The following is a 21,775-nucleotide window of genomic DNA, read 5'->3' as shown; positions in this document are numbered from 1 at the left end:
TCCGACGGCCGCATGCGCGGCCGAATTCGTCGGCGCACAGGAGAACCATCATGAAGTTGAAAGACAAGGTCGCACTCATCACCGGAGGCGCGCGTGGGATCGGCCTCGGTTTCGCCGAGGCCTTCGTCGCCGAAGGGGCGAAAGTCATCATCGCGGATATCAATATCGAGCGCGCCACCGAGGCGGCCAAGGGGATCGGAGCTGCCGCAACCGCGGTCAAGCTCGACGTCACCAATCTCGCAAGCATCGATGAGATCGTCGCGCAAATAGACGCAGACTTCGGCGGCATCGACATTCTGGTCAACAATGCCGCGATCTTCGACATGGCCCCGATCAACGAGATCACCGAGGCCAGCTACGACAAGGTCTTCGATGTCAATCTCAAAGGCCCGTTGTTCATGATGAAGGCCGTATCCAACGTCATGATTTCCCGCGGTCGCGGCGGTAAGATCATCAATATGGCGAGCCAGGCCGGCCGCCGCGGTGAAGCGCTCGTCACCCTCTATTGCGCCTCGAAGGCGGCGATCATCTCGGCAACGCAGTCTGCCGCCCTCGCCCTTGTCAAATATGGCATCAAGGTCAATGCGATCGCACCCGGGGTTGTCGATGGCGAGCATTGGGATGTCGTCGACGCCAAGTTTGCGGAATATGAAGGCCTCAAGCCAGGTGAGAAGAAGGCGCAAGTCGCCAAGACGGTGCCGATCGGCCGCTTCGCGACGCCGGACGACATCAAGGGGCTGGCGATGTTTCTCGCATCTCCCGACAGCGACTATATCCTTGCCCAGACATACAATGTCGATGGCGGCAATTGGATGAGCTGAGGCGGGGGCTGCGATGAAAGCAATCCAGTTTCTCGAAAAGGGCAAGGCGGCATTGGCTGATATCGCCATCGGCGACCTGCCGCCCGGCCACGCCCTTGTCCGTGTCAAGGCCGCCGGGCTCTGCCATACGGATATCGACGTTCTCCATGCCCGCTACGGTACCGGCGCGTTCCCGCTGGTGCCGGGACACGAATTCTCCGGCGAGGTGATCGCTGTCGCCGAGGATGTGACCAGCGTCCGCCCCGGGAGCAGGATCGCCGTGGACCCGAACCTTCCCTGCGGCCATTGCTCGGCTTGCAACAAGGGGCTCACGAACCTCTGCACCGAGTTGAAAGCCTATGGTGTCACGCAGAATGGCGGTTTTTCGGAATTCAGCACCGTCCGCGCCGATCACCTGCACGACATTGGCGACATGCCGTATGACCTCGCCGCCCTCGCCGAGCCATTGGCATGCGTGTTGAACGGCCTTGAAGCCGCAGGCGTCGGCGCGAGACAGCCTCGCAACGCTCTCGTCTACGGGGCAGGACCGATTGGCCTGTTGCTCGGCCTCGCGCTGCAGGCGGCGGGAACGGAAAGAGTGACATTCGCCGACGTCAACGAACAGCGCCTGGAATTCTCGGCCGGGCTCGGGTTCGACACGGCCATCTCGGGGTCGGCCGATCTCGATGGCCGCAAGCGCGAGTTCGATCTGGTGGCGGACGCGACCGGAATTGCCAAAGTGGTCGAAGGCATGATCGACCTCGTCGCCGACGGCGGCACCGCCCTGGTCTTCGGAGTCTGCGCGCCCGACGCACGCGTGTCGATTTCGCCATTTCAGATTTTCCGAAGGCAGATCAAGCTCGTCGGCTCACATTCGCTCAATCGCAACATTCCCGATGCGCTCGCGATCCTTTCCGCCGACCGGGATCGCCTATTGAGGCTTGTCACCCATCGATTGCCGCTCGAGGAAATGGTGCCGTTTTTCCTGAAGAAGCCGAGCGATCCAGCCACGATGAAGGTGCAATACGTGGCAGGCTGAGGACGGCGCGAGTTCTCGCTTTTCCCCGGAAGCCCAAGCGTTTATGACATCAGTGTTGAATCTCGATGGAGCAGGACGATTGGCCAAGGCGATCAAGACAATGGAGGATTTTTCCGAGTTCGTCGGATTGTCTCGGCCGACAGTCTCAAAATACTTCAACGACCCTTCGTCCGTCCGCAAGAAGACCCGCGATACGATCGAGGAGGCGCTGAAGAAGTCAGGCTTCCGTCCCAACATGTTCGCCGTCAACCTCAATCGCCGCCGCAGCAACATTATCGGCATCGTCATTCCGAATTCGCTGGATCCATTCTTCATGGCGCTGACGCGGCGCATCGAGGCCATCGCCAGCGAGGCGGGTTTCCTTGCCTTCGTCCTGTCCTCCGATGGCCGGCCCGATATCGAGGCGGAAGCGATCAAGACCTTTCGATCGATGAATGTCGCGGGCGCGATCGTCGCACCCATCGGCAAGCAGGCGGGAAACTCCGCCCTTGAACAGCTCGGGCGCGACATTCCCCTGGTTTATGTCGATACCCCGTTTGATGACGAAGCGGCTTTCGTCGGCACGGACAATCGCCAAAGCTTTGGCTTGATCGTTGACTATCTCTGCAGGTCCGGCGAGCCGCCCTGCTTCTTTGGCATGCCGAAGGTCAATATCAACGCGACCGAGAGAAAGAATGCCTATGTCGAGGCGATGGACCGACTGCGCCTCGATGCGCAGATCGTCGAGACCCCGGAGGTCGCGACATGGGACTTTGAAGAGTTCGCGTTTCAGGAAACGAACCGTATCCTTGAATCGAAGTCCGGCTTTCCAAGCCGCACCATTGTCTGCGCGAACGACCGTTTGGCCTTCGGCGTCATTGCCGCCGCCTGGGAAAAAGGTTTGAAGATCGGCCATGGCTCGGGCTTCGATATCCGCGTCGCCGGACATGACGACCATCCGCTGTCGCGCTATACATGCCCGCCCATCACCACCGTCGCCCAGAATTACAACGAGATCGGCCGCCTCGCCATCGGCCTGCTGCTGAAGAAGCTTGGCGAGGATGTGATGATCGACGATATCAGGCTCAGCCAGGAGCGGATACTTCTCAAGGCGGAACTGATGTTGCGGAAGTCTGCCTGACGTCTATCGGGAATGGTGATCAAAGAGCCTCGTCGAGCCGTGTTCGGGAGGCTTCGATGTGTCCGCGCTTATCAAGCGCCGAGTCCGCCAAAGCCTTGAGCGGCCCTATCAGTGAGCGCCCGACCTCGGTCAGTTCGTACTCCACTTTCGGTGGTTCGAGGTGATGGATGAAGATTCGCTCCGAACAGTCTATTCGCAGGCCGGGATTCCCCCTGAATATGTCGAGTCCGTTGTCGATATCGAAAGACAATTCGCCAATGGCAGCTTCGACATCGTCACGGGAGACGTCAAACGCCTTGCCGGCAGAAATCCGCAATCGCTGCAAGCAGTTCTTGTATCGGCACTGAAAGAGATCGCGACTGTTTGATTGCCGCAATTTCCTCGGAGGCGAGATGTCAGGGAACCTTCTGTCTCTCGCCCACGCCTTCAGTTCATCGACTTGAACGTCTCGAAAATCAGTGCCCTCAGCCAGCGATGAACGGGATCTGCGTCCATGCGGGGATGCCACGCCTGGACGATGTTGAAGCCCGGCACGGAGACCGGAAGGTCGAAAGTTCTGATCTCGGCTGTCGCGGCGGACTTGCAATAGGATTTCGGCACCGAACCGATCAGGTCGGATGCCGACGCGACGGCGATCACCGCCGGAAAACTTGGCACGATCAAACGGACATCGCGAACAAGATCCAGTTCGGCGAGCGCCATGTCGATCTGGCTGGTGAAGTCCGCATGCGGCGAAAACAGCACATGGCCCCAGGCGCAATAGCGCTCGGCCGTGATCGGATCGGCTTCGAAGATCGGGTGCCCTGCCCTCGCGAGGCCGACATACCGGTCCTGGAATAGCGCTTGGCAACGCAACTCCCCGCTATCGGCCGGCAGCACGCCGATATCCAGATCGATGACCGCATCGCGCAAGGCCTGGACATCCTTGTCAGATCGCGGCGCAAAGCGAAGCCTTACCCCTGGCGCCGTATTTGCCACGGCGGCGCTCAGGCCTGCAGCAAAGATCAGCACGAAGGCTTCGTTGGCGCGGATGGTGAACTGGCGCCGTACATTGCGGATCTCCACGGTCGATGGCGGACTGAGCACCGTCTCGACGGCCTCCTTCAATGCATGCACCTCTGCCGCAATTGCCAAAGCGTGCGGCGTCGCGACCATGCCGCGCCCGGCCTGCACGAGGATCGGATCGCCTAAAGCCGTCCTCAAGCGTGACAGCGTCCGGCTCATGGCGGATGTGCTCAGTCCCAGCCGGCGCGCAGCGGCCGATACGCTCTGCTCGCGCAGCAGCGCATCCAGTGCCACCAGGAGATTGAGATCCAGATCAGACATGGCGCAATTCTAGTCATGCATGGCGCTATACGCAACAGTCAATTGACTGCGTTGCGTCTGGCGCAAGGAGTTGGCGAGACCTAATTTGTCGGCATCCAACAAACCCCGGGAGTTCCCATGTCTCTCACATACACTGAACCAATGTCTCAGGACGGCCTGGCCTTGCCTCGGCGGTACCTGGCCGTTGCCATGTTGCTGCTGGCAGTCGTCCTCGTCGTCCTGGACGGCGCCATAGCCAATGTCGCCCTGCCCTCGATCTCGCTGTCGCTGCATTCCGAAGCGCATAGTACCGTCTGGGTCGTCTCGGCCTATCAACTGGCGGTGCTCGTCGCCATCCTCCCCTGCGGCGCGCTGGGCGAAATCTTTGGCGCGCGCAGAATCTTCCTGATCGGGGTTGCATTGTTCACTGCAGCCTCGGCGGCTTGTGCCTTCGCACCCAATCTTCCGCTGCTGATCCTGGCCCGCTTTGCACAAGGCCTTGGCGCCGGCGCGATCATGGCTCTGGCGATGATGAACCTGCGCTCGGCTCTGCCGCAGCACATGCTGGGTCCGATCATCGGCGTCAATGCCATGGTCATCGCGATCTCTTCCGCCGCCGGTCCCGGCATTGCCGGCGCCATCCTGTCCGTCACCACGTGGCCCTGGCTGTTTGCGGTCAATATACCGCTCGGCATCGTCGTTCTTCTCGGCGGCGGTCTCTTGGGTCAAGTCGACGGCGTCAGGCGCAGGCTGAACGCCAGGGCGCTGCTTGCCAACACGCTGATGTTCATCCTGTTCTTCTGCGGCGCCGACCGGATTGCGACTGCACCGGTGAGCGGGGCCGTGCTCATCGCCGCCGCACTCCTCTGCCTCGTTGTGCTGCTACGCCTCGAGCGGCAGAGCGTCACTCCGCTCATTCCGACGGACCTCCTGGCGACGCCAGCCTTCCGCGTGGCGGTCATCGCCTCGATCTCCTGCTTCTGCGGCCAGATGCTGAGCTATATTGCGCTGCCCTTCTACCTGCAGCACACAATGCACATGACGCCGGTTCTGGCCGGTCTCTACATGATGCCCTGGCCTGCCGCGACTGCGGTCATCGCACCGATTTCGGGACGTCTGGCGAACCGTGTCAAGACGGCATGGCTCTGCGCCATCGGCGGGGCGCTGCTGGCCCTCGGCCTGGTGGTGGCCGGCTTCGGTCCGAGCGACCCGCACGGCATTGCGTTTCTCATCGGCACGGTGATCGCCGGCCTCGGTTTCGGACTGTTCCAGACGCCGAACAACCGCATCCTGCTTCTCTCGGCGCCGAAAGCCAGAAGCGGCGCGGCCGGTGCCATGCAAGGCACAGCACGGCTCCTCGGCCAGACCCTCGGCGGCATCTCCATGTCGATCATCTTCGCAGCGCTGCCATTGTCGATAGCGCTCGAATTCGCCATCGTCATATCGGCCGGCTGCGCGGCAGCGGCGAGCCTGGTCAGCATGAGCCGTGCCCGCTACGAAGTGGTCGGATAGGTTACGACGCCCGAAGAAGCGGACCTCATGGTATCGGAACAGAGGCGTTTCCCAGAAGGGCGAGCGTCTCTGTTTGTCCTCAAGAGCCCCCTCGCCCTCAGCCGCGCGACGTCAGCCAGACCCCGACGAGTGTGACCGCGAGTCCGATGAACATGGCCGGCGTCAGCGGCTCGGAAAACAAGGCCCAGGCCCAAAGCATGGTGACTGGGGGACTGAGATAGATCGCGGCACTGACTTGTGCGACGGGAAACAGGCGCAAGCTGGTGTAATAGATCGAATAGGCGGCGAATGTTGCAAACAGCACCAGCCACGCCATGCCGATGGCGAAGTTGATCGTCATCGGCGGCGCCAGATTGCCTTGTGCCATCGCGCATGCACCGAATAGGACCGAGCCGGTCAGCGTATGAATGCAGAGGCTCTGATGCACCGGCATGTGTAGCGTCGGCCGCCGCTTATGCAGAACCGAGGCCAGCGCAAAAACCAGCATCGACGCCACCGTAACGCCATAGGCCCATGCCGGCGCCTTGCCGAAGCTCAGGCTATCGAACGACACGAGTAGCACGCCAGCCACTGCAATCACCGTTCCCAACCATTGCCGCCGGCTCAGCTTTTCGCCCAGCACGGGTTGCGACAGGCATGCGATCGCCAGCGGCAGCAGGTCGGAAATCAGCGCCACCAATCCGGTCGGCACGCGCTGTTCGATCGCCAGGGCAAAGCCACCCAGATAGAGAAACACCGACATGACGCCGAACACCATCTGCTCCAGCACGCTTCGCAGGCGCATGCGCGGACCTACGGTGAGAGCAAAGGGCAACAGGATCACCCCCGACAAAAGCGTTCGCCAGAACAGGAGTAGCGGCACGCTTGCTTCCTCGCTCGCATAGCGTATGCCGACGAAACCGGAACTCCAGCCAATCACCAGCAGTGTCGCCATGATCGGCCACAGAAAACGGCGCCGATTGGGCATGGGCTGGGATAGAGGCTGGTCGGTCATGGTGCTCTCGGAGGATATGTTTACCAGCCAGGCAATAGGCTGCGGCGTCTTCGATTGCACATGACAAATTTCGATGGAGGCGTGAATTTTATGTCGATTGAGGAATACGCCTTTGCGAAAATCGCTCGTCAGTGGCATGATCGATCCAAAATCATTCACACGGGATCGAGCCGGCATGACCGAGCTGAACAGCCGACGTCTGGAAATCGACGCCTTGCGTGCGCTCCACGCGATACGGCGCCATGGCGGAGTCACCCGGGCCGCCGAGGCCCTGGGCCTGTCGCAATCCGCCGTGAGCCACAAGATCAAACGGCTGGAAACCAGCCTCGATTGCGAACTGCTGAGCCGCAAGGCCGGCGCGGCGATGTTCACCGCCGCCGGCGAAGATCTGCTCGACTATGCCGGGCGCATTCTCGGCCTGCATGACGAGGCGCTTCTCAGCCTGACGAAGACGCCACTCGCGGGACGTATCGCGCTTGGGCTGACCGAAGACACGACCTTGACCGATCTGTCGCGCATCCTCGGCCGTTTCCGCCGGCTCCATCCCGATGTTCGGTCCGCACGAAAGTGCGGATGAGCCTGGTTCTCAGGGCCATGCTGGAGCGTGGCGAGCTCGATGCGGCCATCGTGCAGGTGTTCGCCCACGAGGTTCGCCCAACGGATGTCGTTCTCTTCCGTGAAGATCTCCATTGGGTGAAGCATGCGGACTTTCCGCTCCGCGACAGCGGTCCCGTACCCTTCCTCTCCTTCGACGACGAGTGCTTCTATCGCAGATGGGCACTGGACATCGCCCAGGACGGCGAATTGGTGCTCGAGACGGTGTTCGAATGCGCCAGCGCGGCGGGCATCGTCGCCGCGGTCATGTCGGGCCTGGGCGTGGCGCTGTTGAGCGAGCGTCACCTGCGCCCCGAAATGACGATCATCGCCAATCGCCTGCCGGCGCCGCCAGCACTCGCCTATGTCGTGCGCCGCGCCAGAAAGGTGCGAAACCCCGCGCTTGATACGCTGGTTGCGGAGATCGAAAAAGAGGTCAGCCGCTATGGCGGGCTGGTTCTGGTCGGCTGAATTTCTGTCGGCGTTCACTGACAATCTGTGCGGAAGATGCTTCACCTTACCGGCAACCACGCATCAACAGCCACAGGGCCACATCCTTGAGCCCCGTTTGCACGGACCGCCAAAACTATCCTGAGCATGCCGTGTCGGGATCCAGTCCCGCCACGCGTCTTCAAGACGGACAAGCCACGGAGAGCAAAGATGACGATCACGATTACCGCCTTTGAACGGTCGCCCGATGGCGGCAAGGGGCTGGCGCGCGATATGCGCGTGCGCTGGGCGCTGGAGGAAGTGGGGCAGCCTTACGAGGTTCGTCTTCTGTCGTTCAAGGCGATGAAGCAATCCGCGCATCTTGCGCTCCATCCTTTCGGACAGATCCCGACTTATGAGGAAGGTGATCTCGCGCTCTTCGAGTCCGGCGCGATCGTGTTGCATATCGCTGAGCGCCATGCAGGCCTCCTGCCTGATGATGTCGATGCCCGGGCGCGGGCGATCATGTGGATGTTTGCCGCAGTCTCGACGATGGAGCCGACGATCGTCGATCGCGAAGTCGCGATACTGGCCGAGGGAGACAGGAGCTGGCACAAGGAACGCCTGCCGCTTGTCGAGGCACGCATTCGTACGCGGCTCTCAGAACTTTCCACGCGCCTTGACGATGCCAATTGGCTCGACGGCGCCTTCAGCGCCGGTGACCTCGAAATGATCTCGGTGCTTATCAGATTGAAAAGCTCAGGCCTGCTGGACGGCTATCCAAACCTCTCCGCCTATGTCGCCCGCGGCGAAGACCGACCAGCCTACAAGCGTGCCTTCGCTGCTCAAAAAGCCGTTTTCACCGCCGCGTCGGCGGATTGAAATTCGAGCCGTCGAACAGAACGCCTTGCTCCGCCGTCACCGCAATTCTTCCTCGATCGCCTCACGGATCGAGCCGATGATGAAGTCTTCAAGTGATGTCCCTGCCGTCGCCTAAAGGGCGCCGCGATCCAGCCCATGGCCCGCGAACAGTTCCGTTGCAGCGCAACAAAAGTAGGAACTTTCGAAGTCCGGTGGTGTTGCACCGTCGCAGTTCAAGAAAGGACTCGATCATGGAAAATTCACTCAACCTCGGACAACCCATCCCCACCGGCATCATCACGCCAACAGAAATTCTGTCTCCCCGAGACATAGCATCGGCGGAACCTCAGATCGACAATAGCGCGATGAATGCTTACGCTCAGCCAGCGCTATCGCCGACACAGGCTCTTACCGGAATGATGCTCATGCCGTTCCTTGCCTGGGCGTCGATGACGGCTTCTTATATGCGATTTTTCGAGCTGACAGATGACAATGCCGGCAGGGCATGACTTCGGTCGCCCCGCTCTATGCGGCGGGGCGAGGCCGCTGGGTCATGCCGCGCAGGTCCGAACGTAGGCCATGACTTTAATTATCTTCAACCTGTTCATGCAGCAGAACCCTGCGGTCCGGCGAAGATAAGAGCCCTCCGACTTGTGTCCGATATCGGACAACAGCCACCCTTCCCCTTGTAAGCGATTTTGCGCGGCCTTAAACCCGACACCATTGTCGGGTATGCAAGTCCTATCGTTCACAACTCCATGGCGTGGACGGCTAGGAGACCCATTTGCTCTTGCCCTCATGAAGGAAGAGCGATGGCCTACCCGGATAGAATTCCAACCAATAACCGCCTCCTCGCCAATATGTCCGACGCTGACTTCGGCCGGCTGTCGCCGCAGATGGAACATGTGGAACTCCCACGTGCGCTTGCTTTGGCAGCTCCGGGTCAGATCGCTGATTATTGCTATTTCATCGAGAGCGGAATCGGATCGATCGTACTCGAATTCGAAAGTGGCGTGCAACGGGCGGAAATCGGCATCGTCGGGCGCGAGGGCATGGTGTCGACGGCTTCGGTGCTGAATGCACCGTCCGCACCTTTTTCGATCTTCATGCAGGTGGCGGGTAGCGGTTATCGCCTCAACGCTGGTCTGCTCTCGTCTGTGATGGTCGAGAGCCTCACATTGCGGAATCTGCTGACGCGCTATGCGCAGACAATGTCGGTGCAAACCTCGTATACCGCCCTCGTCAACGCTACCCAGCATGTCGACCAGCGCCTCGCGCGGTGGATTTTGATGTGCCATGACCGTGTGGACGGCGACACCATCATTCTCACCCACGAATTTTTGGCGATCATGCTGGCGGTACGCCGCCAGAGCGTCACGGAGGCTCTCCCCTTGCTGGAAGGCACGGGTCTCATCAAGGCCGAACGCAGCCGCATCAGAGTACTCGACCGCCCAGGCCTGATCAAATTTGCCGGTGATTCGTATGGCGCGCCGGAGGCGGAATACAGGCGCCTCATGGGCTTTTGACGGGGTCGGTTGCTGCGTGTCCCGATCAATCCGGCGGCTGGCTGCGGCAGACCTTGAACGGGAGTGATGACGGACGATCTCGCAAAGCCGTCGCGCCTCGCGTCGTGTCGCTAAAGGTAATCGCAAAGCCCGAGTAATCTCGCTATCAAATTTGTCCGGTATCGGACATCAGTCGGTTATCGGCAGAATTGAGGCCTCGCCAGCACCCGAATCCTCTGTCCGATATCGGACCGTAATATCGCTCGCGCGTAAGTATTCAGGCGCGTAAACTCCCTTTCCGCGTCGATGTTCGTTGGTCATCGCGGCCATTATCGTCGGCGGGGGCAGCTCGGGTGGTCCGGTGCAGGGCAGACCGAACGAGGACGGTGAGGGTCCGCTCTCCTCTGGCGGTTTACCGCCACACCCGATGCACCCCCTGGCGGGGATTTTTGACCGATCTCGCGTCGCGGATCAGGCGAAGCTACCCGTGCTCCAATGAGACAAAAGGTCGAGATAGTTCGCCCCGGAATACGTCAAGCGCCGCGACCTCGATGTCCCATGGACATGCGGGCATTTATCTGTCAGACGAAACCTCCCGACATAGGCACAGATTCGAGTGATCTCACGTTCGGACGGCGAAAACGACCAAGTTCGCGCCACCCAGCAAACTGGACACCGAAGATGGCGAGGCCCTTCTGAGACCTCGCCGCTGACCGAATGCTACTTCATGACCTTCATGGCCTTTGCCATGTGCATCTTACAGTCTTTTACCTTGTTGGCCTTCATCGACACCCGGGCCATGTCCATTTCTTTCATCGCCTTGTCCTGCATCGCCTTGTCCTTCATGCCTTCCATCTGGGTTTTCATCATCCCCATAGAGGCGTTGTCGCACGTGGTTTCCATCGCCAGCGCCGGGATCGCAAACATGCTCGCGACCAGCGCGGCAGCGAGTGTGAATTTCAACATTGCAGTCTCCTGGGAGTTGGCCTGATCGCCCGGCAGATTCATTTGGCAGGTTTGCGATGATCGTCTGCCGTTTCTCATAAGCAAGCGCTGTAGGCGTCGTGGTTCGACGCGTTGCCCAGGGCCACTGTCAAGGAGTGTCTCGCGCGGCTGACGCGGCTTTTCACCGTTCCCAGCTCACAGCCCAAGCTGGCTGCGACGTCGTTGTAGCTGTGCCCCATCGCGACCCGGATCACGGCGTCGCGATTGGTGGATGGAAGTTGGTCCAGCGCGGCCCGCAACTCGTTTGAACGGACTGCCCACTCCTGGGACGGCGCGACCTGGACGCTCATCGCGGCGACCTCATCGTCGACGTTCGGCTCCCGGCGAAGTCGATGGTAGCCGCTAATGAACGAGTTTCTCATGATCCTGCCGGTCCAGTTCTTCATGCTGGTTCCCGGTTGGAACCGCGCGAGTGCTCCGAGAGCGTTGAGCATCGTCGTCTGCACAAGGTCCTCCGCGTCGCAGCCGTTTCGCGAAAGCCGTAACGCCAGGCGCATCAGGAGAGGACGAACGTTCAACAACTCGCGCTCCAACGCCGCTCGCAGTTGAAGCGTCAGTATATTATCTTCGCGTTTATCGATCATCGCACCCTCCTTTGGACTGTCCGATAACGTACAATTCCCTGTATTGTTCAGGCAGCGCGGAAAATATTTGCGGGACAACGACGATGATGATGCGGAAAACAAGGTATTTTCCAAATAAAACAACATAATTTCCCTCGTAATCAGCCTAAAAAATATTTCTTAGGCGAGATTTCGGTTTCAAAAATCTCTGACATTTCTATCGGAAAATCGATTGAAAGCATTCGTGTAAAAGTAAAAATCTCAATCACCTTCAGGCGGTTCCGAGGTAGCTGTGAAAACTCTCGGAACGATCGCATTCTCCGTTTCTTGGCGACAGCTTGGTTTCAACCAACGCCAAAATGATGGCGCTGCATTGCATTACTCCTCACCACTTAGAAAATGCCCGATGGCAGCGAGCGGGCGAACGCCATCACAAACGATCTTGGTGATTGCCAGCATCGGCACCGCGAGAATCGCTCCTGGTACGCCCCACATCCAGAACCAGAAGATCAACGCGATGACCACGAGCACTGGATTGAGCGTGAAGCGCCGGGCGAGCAGAATAGGCGTGATGATCTCACCCTCGACAACGTGGATTGCGCAATAAAGCGCCGCCGGCAGAAGCGCCATCCAAAGCGTGTCGATGACCAGCAGACCGGCAAGAAGAAAAATCCCAACGCCGAGCAGCGGTCCCATGATCGGGACGTAGTTGAGCAAAAAGGCGGCAACGCCCCACAGGACCGGGTCACCAAGTCCGGTCAGCCACATGGCAATGCCCGTCGCAAGACCAACGCTGGCATTCATCACGGTGATGGTAACCAGGTAGGCCGAGATGTTTTTCTCGACATCCTGCGACAACTCGACGATCTGCCGCTTTTCCTTGAAATTGGGTAATATTTCGACGGCGCGTCTGAGAAAGGTGCTTCCGGATACGAGCAGAAAAAACAAGATGATGATCGTCTCGAAGAAGCTGGCAGCGAAGTGTGTCGTACCGGCAAAAAGCGTAGCAGCAATGGTTGCACCCGAGCCGCCACCTGGCACCGACCCCTGTTGCATCAAGCCGTCGATCTTATGCAGGAATGTCTGCAAAACTCTGACGGGTTCATCCAGGAACTTCAGGCGCTCCTGCAGCCTGGGAATCCCCTCCGGCAGTTTGGCGGCCCATTCTGTCGCAGGGCCGGAGATCGCAGCTCCAATGCCGACAATGGCGCCGAAGACGAAAAGGATCAGTACCAATGCCGCAAGGCTTCGCGGAAGACGCAATTTCTCCAGCAATCGCATGCCCGGTTGGAACAGCAGCTTGAGAACGAGCGCCAGAACGATCGGCAATACGATCTCGGCTGCCACGTAGGCGATGCAGAGGACGGCGAGCCCAACCAGAACCGAGAGCAGAACGATAATGGGATCGGAAGGCAGGTTGAGCGGCTTGGCTTGCGTGGCTGAAACAACTTTTGAATCAGCAACGTCTGGCGTCAAATCTCTTTTGTCCTCATCTAACATGGCACTTTTCTTTTGAGTGGGGCTTCGAAGAGCCGCCGACACGATCGGCAGGAATTAACCGTCGAGGGGAAGATTTGCGCCCACGAAATCGAATGAGGTGACAGATCATAGTCGCCAAGTCAGCGAGCAATGGTGGCTCCAGGCACACTATTGACTGTAGCTGGGGGCGATAAACGCCCGGGTCTCACATCCTTGTCACGCGCTTTGACAACTGCGACCAGTCGCTTATGTTCCACGCAATAGTCCTGAGCCTGGGCTACGTCCCACGTGATGGATGCGCAAACAGGATATCTTGCGTTGGTCCGCGGGCCACTCATAGAGCTGCAGCCCTGCTGTTCAGATCCGGCGATCGAAACAGTCCTGACACCGAGCCTAGTGTTGGGCCTGCGGCAGCGCCGGACGGGGGTTTGAGTGGATCGCTGTTACGATTGATGACCTTGGATCTCGCCGACAATTAATCACAGAGCCCTGGGTTCAACACGCGTTTGCCCCGGCCGGTTATTCGATATCCGTCAACTCGCTCAATCCACCCATTGCTCATCATATTGCGAAGTGTTTTCAAGCCAACCTTGGAGAGGGAGTTAGCGGTCACTATCGCATCGCCGGCAAAAAGGTTCAGGACCTTCAATTCTTTGGAACTAGGCTTTTCCATCATCTTATCCCTTTCGACTCGGGTAACCGATATCATACCCCACCCTTGCCAATGACGATGATGGCCAGCGACAGGCGACGGGCATCGACAGACGAGACTCATTTTCTCTTATCGGCGAACGTGAGGCAAGCGGCATAAAAGGCGCGCACCAGCGTGTCCGGCTGAGGGGCAATTTCTTTACAGGTCGTGGACGGTGCGACGATCCACTCGAAAGCCACGCTCCTTGAACATTTCTTGGGGGTCACGATGGCTCAACGGATAGTGCAACGATCAGCACACCCGCGTGAATGATCAACCTCACCTTAAACCGCCGACTTTTGAAAATCGCATTGGACGGGCGCATTGGCGCTTCGAAAAAAAGGATTGAATAATGTACGCTATCAAGTTTTTATGCATTTCCTGAAGATTATCTTTAGCGCCTAAAAAGTCAAAAAGTACGCTCAATCGCAGGCGGGGAGAATTATCTTTCGCAAAATCTCGCATGAAGAAATTTATTATTAATAGCTCTGTACCACAGCACCAATTCGGATTATGTAATAAACCACTAATGGATAATTTTATTTAATTCCGAACTTGAGTCGTCGGCGCAATGATGCGGTTACGAGTGAAAAAGATAATGACCTCAATAATCAAGAGCGACAAATCTAACACCTTTTGGGTTATCGGAGCGAGAAAGCCATGAACTCTACAATGATAACTGACGAAAACAATATTCAGACGAAGACTATCCCGCTCAATGGACTGGATCATTCGAGCACAGTTCGCAGTTCGTCCATTTCACCCGCGACTGGAACGCGTGAGCTTTTGATCGTCATCATCGATAATCGTGCCCTTGATCGGCAGTGCCTTGCGCGATGCATCACGGCAACGCGCGCCGATGTTGCGGTATTGACGGTGGATTCCGTGGAGGAATGGCGAAGGCGCGATGAAGAGGTGATGCCCGCGGCGATCCTTTTGAACATCGGCAGCACCAGAATGTCAGACCGCGTGGTCGCCGAAGAGATCCAGACGCTCGCGTCGGAATTCGCCGCACCGATCGTCATACTTGCGGATTCGGATGATCCCGCGGAAATCGTGCGAGCGCTCGAATGTGGCGCCAAAGGATATATCCCCTCCTCGGTGAACATAGACGTTTGCATCGAGGCGATCGCACTGGCAATGGCAGGCGGAATCTTCGTGCCGGCCAGCAGCCTGCTTTCGATGCGCCATGTTCTGAATACTGCATTCCCGGCGCCCCGCCCGCTTTCGGGCATGTTCACCGTGAGGCAGACCGAAGTCGTCGATGCTCTTCGCCGCGGAAAGGCCAATAAGATTATTGCCTATGAGCTCAACATGCGGGAAAGTACCGTGAAAGTTCACGTCCGCAACATTATGCGGAAGGTCAAAGCCACCAACCGCACGGAAGTGGCGTATAAGATCAACGACCTTTTTCCTATGGATATTCAGCCGACGAACTAGGCGCGCCATGAATGGATAGGGGAATTTTCTGTCACTCACGACGAACGTTCCCCATTCCGCATCGGACGATAGGAGCGCGCAAGGAGGATTGACTTCATTGACGATCAAGGAGCTTTTCTCTGATTTGGTCTTTTGAAGCCAAGCTGCTGCCGATTTGATTAGGATCATATTGCCGCGCCGAGGCCTGTTACAGGTCTTTCGCATTGACCCAGCTTTGACAATTCGGCGGTGATTGGGGCAGGGTTTTCAACTCTATAGCGGCAATGTGCGTTTCAATTGCCGCCCACCAAAAACCTTATCGCCTGCTTGTTGACGTCTGAGCTCCGCCAATAACATATCCAATGGCCAGCCCGAGGAGACCGGCTGAGATTGCAATGGTGGACGCGGTGCCAGGATTGTCCCGCACCACTGCGACCATTTCTCGCCCTTGGTCTTCGACGCGATGTGCTGCGTCGCGTAGACCGTGTGTGCTGTAGTCGAGTGCGTCACTCGCATTTTTCGAGGCAATCGATGCGATCGACTGCGACAGGTCGACGATTTCCGCTTTCAGGTCTGTGAGTTGTTCCTGCAATTCTTGCTGTGTTGCCATCTTCGCGCTCCTTGCTATCTTCCAACTGAACGGAAGCGGAGACCGCTTGTTCCACACGACCTCGCATGGTCATGTTTTGCCTGATCTCGGTCACGGCAAGAAGATATTCGACGAGTGAACGCCGCACCGGAACTTCAAGCGTTCCGACGACCCACTGCTATCTATGGTTGACTAAGCGGTGATGGCGGCCCTATCCAAGGGGATGTCTATTGTCGCAGGTCATCCAGGCGTGCCAAGGCTTGTTGCGGATCCGGGCAGCGCGGCACAATGACCGCCTACCTCCCCTGGTTCGGCGATGCAACGACCACCAGTTGATGCGAGACCGGCCGTCAAACGCTCGCGCATAAACGTCCAGCCAGGACATGGAACGTCAAAGAGTTGCGCTGTGGGCGACCACGATAAAACCCTTCCTGCCGACGCCAAAGGAAAGCGCAACTCACGTTTACGACAATGATTCCTTGCTTATCTCCGCGCGTAAGCGCATTGTTGGTTGTTAGCAGCATTTGAAGCGGGCGCTGCTTTTTAGGGTTGAAACCCTAGCCCCAACCGAAGGAGGACACGATGTCTTCCGCACCTATTCGACAATATCTCACATCCAAAGACCTGAACATGCTCGCCCGCGTGCTTGACACTGCCGGCATGTACGATGTCGCCACCGCATGGCACAACAGACAACGGGAGAACGGCGCTCGCTTTTTGATTGATCGCTTCCAGGAAGGGATTGCTACAGAAAATGAATTGTTCATAGCGCTTATCCGGAGCGTGGCCGTTCTCGACCCCTCCTCCATTCCCAATTCTCGTCGGACCAAGGTCAGGGTTCTCCCTCAAAAAAACAGCACGCGGTTCGCATCCGGATTCGCGCATCGGAGGGACACTTTCGTCAGCAAATTGCAGTGTGCGGGCGAAGCATTCTGACACGATCATTATTTTTTTGAACAGCGAAAGCGCGTCCGCTTATCCAGCGAAGAGCGCCAGGGAAATCATGCATCGCTCTCGCCTCAAGTGAGAGCGATGCATGATTTCCGATATGGAGAAACGGTTATGAACATGATTCAGCGCATAGGCTTTATCGGCAACTCCCTGCCGCGCCGCTGCGGCATCGCCACCTTCACGAGTGATCTCAGCCGGGCGATTTCCCTGTCTCCCGACAGGATTGAAACAGGCATCGTCGCCATGAGGGATGGCGATCGCATCTATTCCTGGCCGCCCGAGGTTAAATTCGAAATCCGCGACAATATTGTCGATGACTACGAGCGGGCCGCCGATCACCTCAATGCGGGCAGGTACGACATCGTGTCGCTGCAACACGAATTCGGCATCTTCGGCGGCCAGGCCGGCAGCCATGTCATGGCACTTTTATCCCACTTGCGGATGCCGATCGTCACGACGTTCCACACCGTTCTGTCGAAGCCGGATGCGATGCAGCGCATGGTGATGGAGCAGATTGCCACTGCCTCCTCCCGTGTCGTCGTCATGGCGGAAAAGGGACGCGAATTGTTGCAGACGGTTTACCAGGTGCCGGCGTCGAAGATCGATGTCATCGCCCATGGCATTCCGGATGTCGCTTTCAGCCAACCGGACGATGCGAAGGCGAAGCTCGGCTTCAGCGGGAAATCGGTCATTCTTACCTTCGGGCTCTTGTCTCCCAACAAGGGCATCGAAGTGGTGATCGACGCCATGCCGGCGATCCTGCGGACCTGCCCCGATGCGGTCTATGTGGTTCTGGGCGCGACGCATCCCAATCTGATGCGCGATGAAGGAGAAGCCTACCGCGAGAGTCTTCAAGCCAGGGCGAAAGCGCTCGGCGTCGATCGCCAGGTTATTTTTCTCAACGAATTCGTCGACCAGGCACGGCTGCTTGTCTTCATTGCGATGTGCGACGTCTACGTCACGCCTTATCTGAACGAGATGCAGATGACCTCCGGTACGCTGGCCTACAGTTTCGGCCTCGGCAAAGCGGTGGTCTCCACACCCTACTGGCACGCTCGTGAACTGCTCGACGACGGATTGGGAATCCTCGTTCCCTTCGCCGACCCGGCCGCCACCGGCGCGGCGATCGCCCGCGTTCTCGGCGACCCATCGCTGCGCCAGGACATGCGTGAGCGCGCTTATGAAAGCAGCCGGTCGATGACATGGGAGAGGACTGCGGGAAAATACCTTGCGACTTTCAATTCGATCCTGCGCGGCCAATCCAGGCAGTGGATATCGGCGCCCAGGGGAAATCTGCGGGAAACATCCGCCGTCAGGCCGGACGTGAAGATGGGCTATTTTCTGTCCATGTGCGACGATACCGGGATTTTGCAGCATGCCGTCCATTCCGTGCCGGATCGGACCCACGGTTATTGCGTCGATGACAACGCCCGCGCCCTTCTGCTGGCCTGCACCCTGGGCCTGAGCGGTGAGAAACCCATGCCTGATATCATGACCGCTCGTTTCGCCGCCTTCGTGCAACATGCCTGGAACCCGGACACGGGACGATTCCGCAATTTCATGAGTTTCGGCAGGCAATGGCTCGAAGACCAGGGGTCTGAAGACAGTCACGGACGGACGTTGTGGGCGCTCGGCGCCTGTGCATCCAACGACACCGACGCGGCCCGGCGGCGCTGGGCAGCCGCTCTGTTCTCGCAGGCGCTGACAGCGGTCGCGGGCTTCACCTCACCCCGCGCATGGGCTTTCACCCTGCTCGGCCTCGATCCCTATTGCGCAGCCGCACCGCAGGACAGTTTCGCCGCCGATTTCCGCGTCCGGCTTGCAAACCGGCTGCTTTCACGGCTCTCCCAGATCGAAACGAAAGACAGGCCGTGGTTCGAGGAAGGCCTTACTTACGATAATGCGCGCCTGCCGCAGGCACTGATCCTAACGGGCATGGCAACCGGCAGATCCGATTGTGTCGACGCCGGCCTGCGGTCGCTGGCATGGCTCATGACCCAGCAGACTGCGCCGCGGGGACATTTCAGGCCGGTCGGTACTGACGGCTTCTTCGATATCGGCAAATCCCCTCGCCCGTTCGATCAGCAACCGCTCGAGGCAACAGCGACGATTTCCGCCTGCCTCGCCGCATGGAATGTCACGGGGGACAACCACTGGCGCGAGACCGCGTTTCGGACATACGGCTGGTTCACGGGTGACAACGACCTTTCAATTTCGCTGGTCGACGCGGAAACCGGGAGCTGCCGCGACGGATTGCATAATGACCGGGCAAACGAGAACCGAGGGGCTGAATCCGTCCTCTGCTATCTCATCAGCTGCTCCGAGATCCGCCACCTTTACCGCAGTCGCAAGAATGAATGGCAAGGCAACCTGATCCCTGTCGCCGCGGTATCCCCAATCAAAAGCAACGTCGTCCAGGCGACATCGAGGCATTCTTGACCTATCCGGCATTCCTGAACCGACAGGCGCTTTACCTGCGCCCCGATCCCGCACGCGTGATCGTGCGCCCTTTCAAACCTGCCACCGAACCACGCGACCTCAACCCTACCGACAAGACGCGGGCCGACCACATCGTCGAACGGGTGCTGGCTCTCGACCCCGGTGAAACAAAGAACCAGCTTACCGATGTCCTGGAGAATTTCGAGGGGCGGCATCGTAACCTGTTACGCATCTTCGAGGCCCGAGCCCTGTCGATGGAAGAGGCGTTTTCCGGGCATGTCGCCTTCAGCCAGCAGCAAAGACAACTGATCGGCGCCTACTTCATGAACGAATATTCGTTCGAGGCGGCGGCCCTTTTCAACCCAAGCATCGTCATGCATCCAGACCAGACAGGCGTTTCAGAGGGCGCGCAACGGTTCATCCTCAGCCTGCGGGCGGTTGGCGAGGGGCACATATCGTCCCTGACCTTCCGTTCGGGCGAAATCGCCGCGAGCGGCGCTGTCCGTATCGATACCCCTGCGCGCCTCGCATCGCTGCCGGCCGTCAGTGATGCCTTAGCCGACGACGATGCCACCCGCCTGACATTCGAACAAGACAGCGACATCAGCGAACGGGTTATCTTTCCGATAACGCCATCCCAATCCAACGGCATCGAGGATGCGCGCTTCGTCGAATTCAAAGATGAGGGGAAAAAGACATATTACGCGACCTATACCGCCTATAGCGGCCTTGCCATCCGCTCGGAACTGCTCGAAACCTCGGATTTCCTTTCCTTCCGCATGACGCCGCTCAAGGGCAGCGCGGCGCGCAACAAAGGCATGGCTCTGTTTCCCCGCAAGATCGGCGGAAAATTCGCCATGATCGCCCGGCAGGACAACGAGAATCTCTATCTCGTCTATTCCGACGATCTCTATACATGGGATGGCGGGAGCATCCTCATGTCGCCGAAATATCCTTGGGAATTCGTGCAGATCGGCAATTGCGGCTCGCCGATCGAACTCGACGAAGGCTGGCTGCTTTTGACACATGGCGTCGGACCCGTACGCCGCTATTCCATCGGCGCAACCCTGCTCGACAAGCATGATCCGTCAAAGATTCTCGCGCGTTCGGTGCAGCCGCTGGTACGGCCGGAACCTACCGAGCGGGAGGGTTATGTCCCCAATGTCGTCTACACCTGCGGCGCCATACGTCACAATGATCTCGTCGTGCTACCCTATGCGGTATCCGATACGTTTTCCAATTTCGCCACTACCGATATCAAGGCGCTTCTGGCCAGCATGGAGGGGGTATAGAGAGCCGCGCCGGGTCTCGATGGCCAAGCCCCGCCGACGAGGTCGGGCTGCCGATTGTCCTGGCGCTCGTGCTCAAGCTTCTGTTCCATCCTGAGCAGAAAAATTGATGGCTTCATGCAGCCAGCAGCATCAACAGCAGTCCCGGCTCGACAACCGCCACGGCGCTTTTCACCAGCAGACGGTCTGCTCATGAGCCTTCTTCACGGCCTCAAGCCTTCAGCGCGTCCGTCACGGGAAAAGCGTCAACCAGAGCGCCTTTGGCATCATGGATTTCAAATCTTGCACGACTAAGATCTTCGCGCGCTTCGATCTGCTGAGCCAGCATGCTTCTGGCGGCGGCTTCGGCACACTGGCGCGCTGCGGCGAGATCGACCTGCTCCGTGCCGCTGATGTCGTGGGTTACGGTCTCACCATCCGTTATACTGAAAAAGTAGTTGGGCATGGGCAGGGTTCCTGTAAGTGAGGTGCGGCCGGGCCTATTGGCTCGGCTAAAGAGCCGTGGAAAGCTCGTTGCGAATGGCTTCGACGCCCTTCACACCGGCGGCAATCGCGTTAGAGCAAGAGATCTCGGCTTTCGATGAAGCCCAGCCCGCCAACGTGATGTCAAGGCCGGACGCCGACACGAATATGTAGCTGCTGTCCAACTCGCCCGAACGGGCGAATGCATTCTCCACCGCGGAGACGATATCTCCAGCCTCGGGGGCGGCAGGGTAACCGGCCAAATCAAGTGGCTCGAGGCGGTCACCTGGCGCGTTCGGGTGAGGACCATATTCCTGGAACTGCCCGATAAGCACGGCAGCCGCCTGCATTCTCATCGTTTGCTGGGCTTCGTTCCGGAAATTCTTCATACCTGCATCCTCGAGAATGCCATCGAGGATTTTGGACGATGCGGCTGATCGACATTTCTGGGAGTGCTGGGAAGACATGAGTCCTCCTTTGATTGGGGCTGGGCAACCTGAATCGCCCCGGCCGGTAGCGCCCGTAAAAGTGACCACCGATAGCGTGATTTTGTCATGCCAATGTGGTCTCCATAAGGCTATGAACCGCCCCGGCTTTGCCGGAGACCCCAACTCGTGAGAAGTAGGGTCTATGACAAGCAAGACGACGAACAAATTTTCCCCTGAAGTCCGCGCCCGCGCCGTTCGAATGGTGTCGGAACATGAGGCCGAACATTCTTCGCGATGGGCG

General features: G+C 58.6%; 20 protein-coding genes and 1 pseudogene. 13 read left to right on the top strand and 8 right to left on the bottom strand.

Going from position 1 to position 21,775, the window contains the following annotated elements; all coding sequences use genetic code 11:
* Nucleotides 1–47 precede the first annotated feature (47 nt).
* From AC1DYF_RS17260 to AC1DYF_RS17245, 4 genes are all read left to right on the top strand, one after another.
* Entirely contained in the window at nucleotides 48–821 is a 774-nt protein-coding gene (locus AC1DYF_RS17260; protein ID WP_477878064.1) for an L-iditol 2-dehydrogenase, read from the top strand.
* 13 nt (nucleotides 822–834) lie between these two features.
* Nucleotides 835–1,839: an alcohol dehydrogenase catalytic domain-containing protein gene (locus tag AC1DYF_RS17255; protein ID WP_477877973.1), complete on the top strand. Its 1,005-nt coding sequence runs from the start codon at nucleotides 835–837 to the stop codon at nucleotides 1,837–1,839.
* A gap of 100 nt (nucleotides 1,840–1,939) precedes the next feature.
* On the top strand, nucleotides 1,940–2,959 hold the full coding sequence (locus AC1DYF_RS17250) for a LacI family DNA-binding transcriptional regulator (protein ID WP_477878063.1): 1,020 nt from the start codon (nucleotides 1,940–1,942) through the stop codon (nucleotides 2,957–2,959).
* A gap of 163 nt (nucleotides 2,960–3,122) precedes the next feature.
* Nucleotides 3,123–3,326 carry a hypothetical protein gene (locus AC1DYF_RS17245; protein WP_477877972.1) on the top strand — a complete coding sequence of 68 codons (204 nt, stop codon included), beginning with the start codon at nucleotides 3,123–3,125 and terminating at the stop codon, nucleotides 3,324–3,326.
* A 59-nt stretch (nucleotides 3,327–3,385) separates the two neighbouring features.
* Here the strand turns inward: AC1DYF_RS17245 and AC1DYF_RS17240 are convergent, their stop codons facing one another.
* Nucleotides 3,386–4,285, bottom strand: a complete 900-nt coding sequence (locus AC1DYF_RS17240) for a LysR family transcriptional regulator (protein WP_477877971.1) — start codon at nucleotides 4,283–4,285, stop codon at nucleotides 3,386–3,388.
* A gap of 189 nt (nucleotides 4,286–4,474) precedes the next feature.
* Here AC1DYF_RS17240 and AC1DYF_RS17235 point away from each other — a divergent pair, with 189 nt between their 5' ends.
* The gene (locus AC1DYF_RS17235; protein WP_477878062.1) at nucleotides 4,475–5,776 is read left to right on the top strand and encodes an MFS transporter; all 1,302 of its coding nucleotides are present in this window, start codon (nucleotides 4,475–4,477) and stop codon (nucleotides 5,774–5,776) included.
* A gap of 97 nt (nucleotides 5,777–5,873) precedes the next feature.
* On the opposite strand, the gene AC1DYF_RS17230 is transcribed toward AC1DYF_RS17235, so the two are convergent.
* Nucleotides 5,874–6,770: a DMT family transporter gene (locus AC1DYF_RS17230; protein ID WP_477877970.1), complete on the bottom strand. Its 897-nt coding sequence runs from the start codon at nucleotides 6,768–6,770 to the stop codon at nucleotides 5,874–5,876.
* A gap of 175 nt (nucleotides 6,771–6,945) precedes the next feature.
* Between AC1DYF_RS17230 and AC1DYF_RS17225 the strand changes: the two are divergent.
* The 4 genes and pseudogenes from AC1DYF_RS17225 (at nucleotide 6,946) to AC1DYF_RS17210 (ending at nucleotide 10,180) form a co-directional block, all read left to right on the top strand.
* A pseudogene (locus tag AC1DYF_RS17225) lies at nucleotides 6,946–7,835 on the top strand (LysR family transcriptional regulator).
* Between the two features lie 189 nt (nucleotides 7,836–8,024).
* Nucleotides 8,025–8,675 (top strand): glutathione S-transferase family protein, encoded by a 651-nt coding sequence (locus tag AC1DYF_RS17220; RefSeq protein ID WP_477877969.1) that lies wholly within the window; start codon nucleotides 8,025–8,027, stop codon nucleotides 8,673–8,675.
* Between the two features lie 230 nt (nucleotides 8,676–8,905).
* The gene (locus tag AC1DYF_RS17215; RefSeq protein ID WP_477877968.1) at nucleotides 8,906–9,163 is read left to right on the top strand and encodes a hypothetical protein; all 258 of its coding nucleotides are present in this window, start codon (nucleotides 8,906–8,908) and stop codon (nucleotides 9,161–9,163) included.
* 303 nt (nucleotides 9,164–9,466) lie between these two features.
* Complete coding sequence (locus tag AC1DYF_RS17210) at nucleotides 9,467–10,180, top strand: Crp/Fnr family transcriptional regulator (protein ID WP_477877967.1); 714 nt, start codon at nucleotides 9,467–9,469, stop codon at nucleotides 10,178–10,180.
* A 699-nt stretch (nucleotides 10,181–10,879) separates the two neighbouring features.
* Here the strand turns inward: AC1DYF_RS17210 and AC1DYF_RS17205 are convergent.
* The 3 genes from AC1DYF_RS17205 to AC1DYF_RS17195 form a co-directional block, all read right to left on the bottom strand.
* Nucleotides 10,880–11,167, bottom strand: a complete 288-nt coding sequence (locus AC1DYF_RS17205; protein ID WP_477877966.1) for a hypothetical protein — start codon at nucleotides 11,165–11,167, stop codon at nucleotides 10,880–10,882.
* A gap of 32 nt (nucleotides 11,168–11,199) precedes the next feature.
* On the bottom strand, nucleotides 11,200–11,748 hold the full coding sequence (locus AC1DYF_RS17200; protein WP_477877965.1) for a sigma-70 family RNA polymerase sigma factor: 549 nt from the start codon (nucleotides 11,746–11,748) through the stop codon (nucleotides 11,200–11,202).
* 357 nt (nucleotides 11,749–12,105) lie between these two features.
* The gene (locus tag AC1DYF_RS17195; RefSeq protein WP_477877964.1) at nucleotides 12,106–13,227 is read right to left on the bottom strand and encodes an AI-2E family transporter; all 1,122 of its coding nucleotides are present in this window, start codon (nucleotides 13,225–13,227) and stop codon (nucleotides 12,106–12,108) included.
* A 1,330-nt stretch (nucleotides 13,228–14,557) separates the two neighbouring features.
* On the opposite strand from AC1DYF_RS17195, the gene AC1DYF_RS17190 reads away from it, so the two are divergent.
* A complete protein-coding gene (locus AC1DYF_RS17190) occupies nucleotides 14,558–15,337 on the top strand; it encodes a LuxR C-terminal-related transcriptional regulator (RefSeq protein ID WP_477877963.1) in 780 nt (259 codons plus the stop codon).
* Between the two features lie 295 nt (nucleotides 15,338–15,632).
* Here the strand turns inward: AC1DYF_RS17190 and AC1DYF_RS17185 are convergent, their stop codons facing one another.
* Nucleotides 15,633–15,926, bottom strand: coding sequence for an ElaB/YgaM/YqjD family protein (locus tag AC1DYF_RS17185; protein ID WP_477877962.1), 294 nt, complete (start codon nucleotides 15,924–15,926; stop codon nucleotides 15,633–15,635).
* 561 nt (nucleotides 15,927–16,487) lie between these two features.
* Between AC1DYF_RS17185 and AC1DYF_RS17180 the strand changes: the two genes are divergently transcribed.
* From AC1DYF_RS17180 to AC1DYF_RS17170, 3 genes are all read left to right on the top strand, one after another.
* Nucleotides 16,488–16,841 (top strand): hypothetical protein, encoded by a 354-nt coding sequence (locus tag AC1DYF_RS17180; protein WP_477877961.1) that lies wholly within the window; start codon nucleotides 16,488–16,490, stop codon nucleotides 16,839–16,841.
* 126 nt (nucleotides 16,842–16,967) lie between these two features.
* The gene (locus tag AC1DYF_RS17175; RefSeq protein WP_477877960.1) at nucleotides 16,968–19,295 is read left to right on the top strand and encodes a glycosyltransferase family 4 protein; all 2,328 of its coding nucleotides are present in this window, start codon (nucleotides 16,968–16,970) and stop codon (nucleotides 19,293–19,295) included.
* The gene (locus tag AC1DYF_RS17170) at nucleotides 19,292–20,587 is read left to right on the top strand and encodes a glycoside hydrolase family 130 protein (protein WP_477877959.1); all 1,296 of its coding nucleotides are present in this window, start codon (nucleotides 19,292–19,294) and stop codon (nucleotides 20,585–20,587) included. Before AC1DYF_RS17175 ends, AC1DYF_RS17170 begins: the two co-directional genes overlap by 4 nt.
* 208 nt (nucleotides 20,588–20,795) lie before the next feature.
* Here the strand turns inward: AC1DYF_RS17170 and AC1DYF_RS17165 are convergent, their stop codons facing one another.
* Complete coding sequence (locus tag AC1DYF_RS17165) at nucleotides 20,796–21,029, bottom strand: DUF6894 family protein (RefSeq protein WP_477877958.1); 234 nt, start codon at nucleotides 21,027–21,029, stop codon at nucleotides 20,796–20,798.
* 46 nt (nucleotides 21,030–21,075) lie between these two features.
* Entirely contained in the window at nucleotides 21,076–21,513 is a 438-nt protein-coding gene (locus tag AC1DYF_RS17160) for a BON domain-containing protein (protein WP_477877957.1), read from the bottom strand.
* Between the last annotated feature and the right edge of the window lie 262 nt (nucleotides 21,514–21,775).

This window comes from Rhizobium sp. P2_G9 (assembly GCF_056403475.1).
The sequence above is the reverse complement of the archived record's forward strand: the minus strand, read 5'-3'. Positions and strand labels throughout refer to the sequence as shown.

Excerpts from the sequence above, each read along its gene's own strand:
- AC1DYF_RS17255 (WP_477877973.1), top strand. The coding sequence starts at position 835 with ATGAAAGCAATCCAGTTTCTCGAAAAGGGCAAGGCGGCATTGGCTGAT.
- AC1DYF_RS17250 (WP_477878063.1), top strand. The coding sequence starts at position 1,940 with ATGGAGGATTTTTCCGAGTTCGTCGGATTGTCTCGGCCGACAGTCTCA.
- AC1DYF_RS17245 (WP_477877972.1), top strand. The coding sequence starts at position 3,123 with ATGGATGAAGATTCGCTCCGAACAGTCTATTCGCAGGCCGGGATTCCC.
- AC1DYF_RS17240 (WP_477877971.1), bottom strand. The coding sequence starts at position 4,285 with ATGTCTGATCTGGATCTCAATCTCCTGGTGGCACTGGATGCGCTGCTG.
- AC1DYF_RS17235 (WP_477878062.1), top strand. The coding sequence starts at position 4,475 with ATGTTGCTGCTGGCAGTCGTCCTCGTCGTCCTGGACGGCGCCATAGCC.
- AC1DYF_RS17230 (WP_477877970.1), bottom strand. The coding sequence starts at position 6,770 with ATGACCGACCAGCCTCTATCCCAGCCCATGCCCAATCGGCGCCGTTTT.
- AC1DYF_RS17220 (WP_477877969.1), top strand. The coding sequence starts at position 8,025 with ATGACGATCACGATTACCGCCTTTGAACGGTCGCCCGATGGCGGCAAG.
- AC1DYF_RS17215 (WP_477877968.1), top strand. The coding sequence starts at position 8,906 with ATGGAAAATTCACTCAACCTCGGACAACCCATCCCCACCGGCATCATC.
- AC1DYF_RS17210 (WP_477877967.1), top strand. The coding sequence starts at position 9,467 with ATGGCCTACCCGGATAGAATTCCAACCAATAACCGCCTCCTCGCCAAT.
- AC1DYF_RS17205 (WP_477877966.1), bottom strand. The coding sequence starts at position 11,167 with ATGAATCTGCCGGGCGATCAGGCCAACTCCCAGGAGACTGCAATGTTG.
- AC1DYF_RS17200 (WP_477877965.1), bottom strand. The coding sequence starts at position 11,748 with ATGATCGATAAACGCGAAGATAATATACTGACGCTTCAACTGCGAGCG.
- AC1DYF_RS17195 (WP_477877964.1), bottom strand. The coding sequence starts at position 13,227 with ATGTTAGATGAGGACAAAAGAGATTTGACGCCAGACGTTGCTGATTCA.
- AC1DYF_RS17190 (WP_477877963.1), top strand. The coding sequence starts at position 14,558 with ATGAACTCTACAATGATAACTGACGAAAACAATATTCAGACGAAGACT.
- AC1DYF_RS17185 (WP_477877962.1), bottom strand. The coding sequence starts at position 15,926 with ATGGCAACACAGCAAGAATTGCAGGAACAACTCACAGACCTGAAAGCG.
- AC1DYF_RS17180 (WP_477877961.1), top strand. The coding sequence starts at position 16,488 with ATGTCTTCCGCACCTATTCGACAATATCTCACATCCAAAGACCTGAAC.
- AC1DYF_RS17175 (WP_477877960.1), top strand. The coding sequence starts at position 16,968 with ATGAACATGATTCAGCGCATAGGCTTTATCGGCAACTCCCTGCCGCGC.
- AC1DYF_RS17165 (WP_477877958.1), bottom strand. The coding sequence starts at position 21,029 with ATGCCCAACTACTTTTTCAGTATAACGGATGGTGAGACCGTAACCCAC.
- AC1DYF_RS17160 (WP_477877957.1), bottom strand. The coding sequence starts at position 21,513 with ATGTCTTCCCAGCACTCCCAGAAATGTCGATCAGCCGCATCGTCCAAA.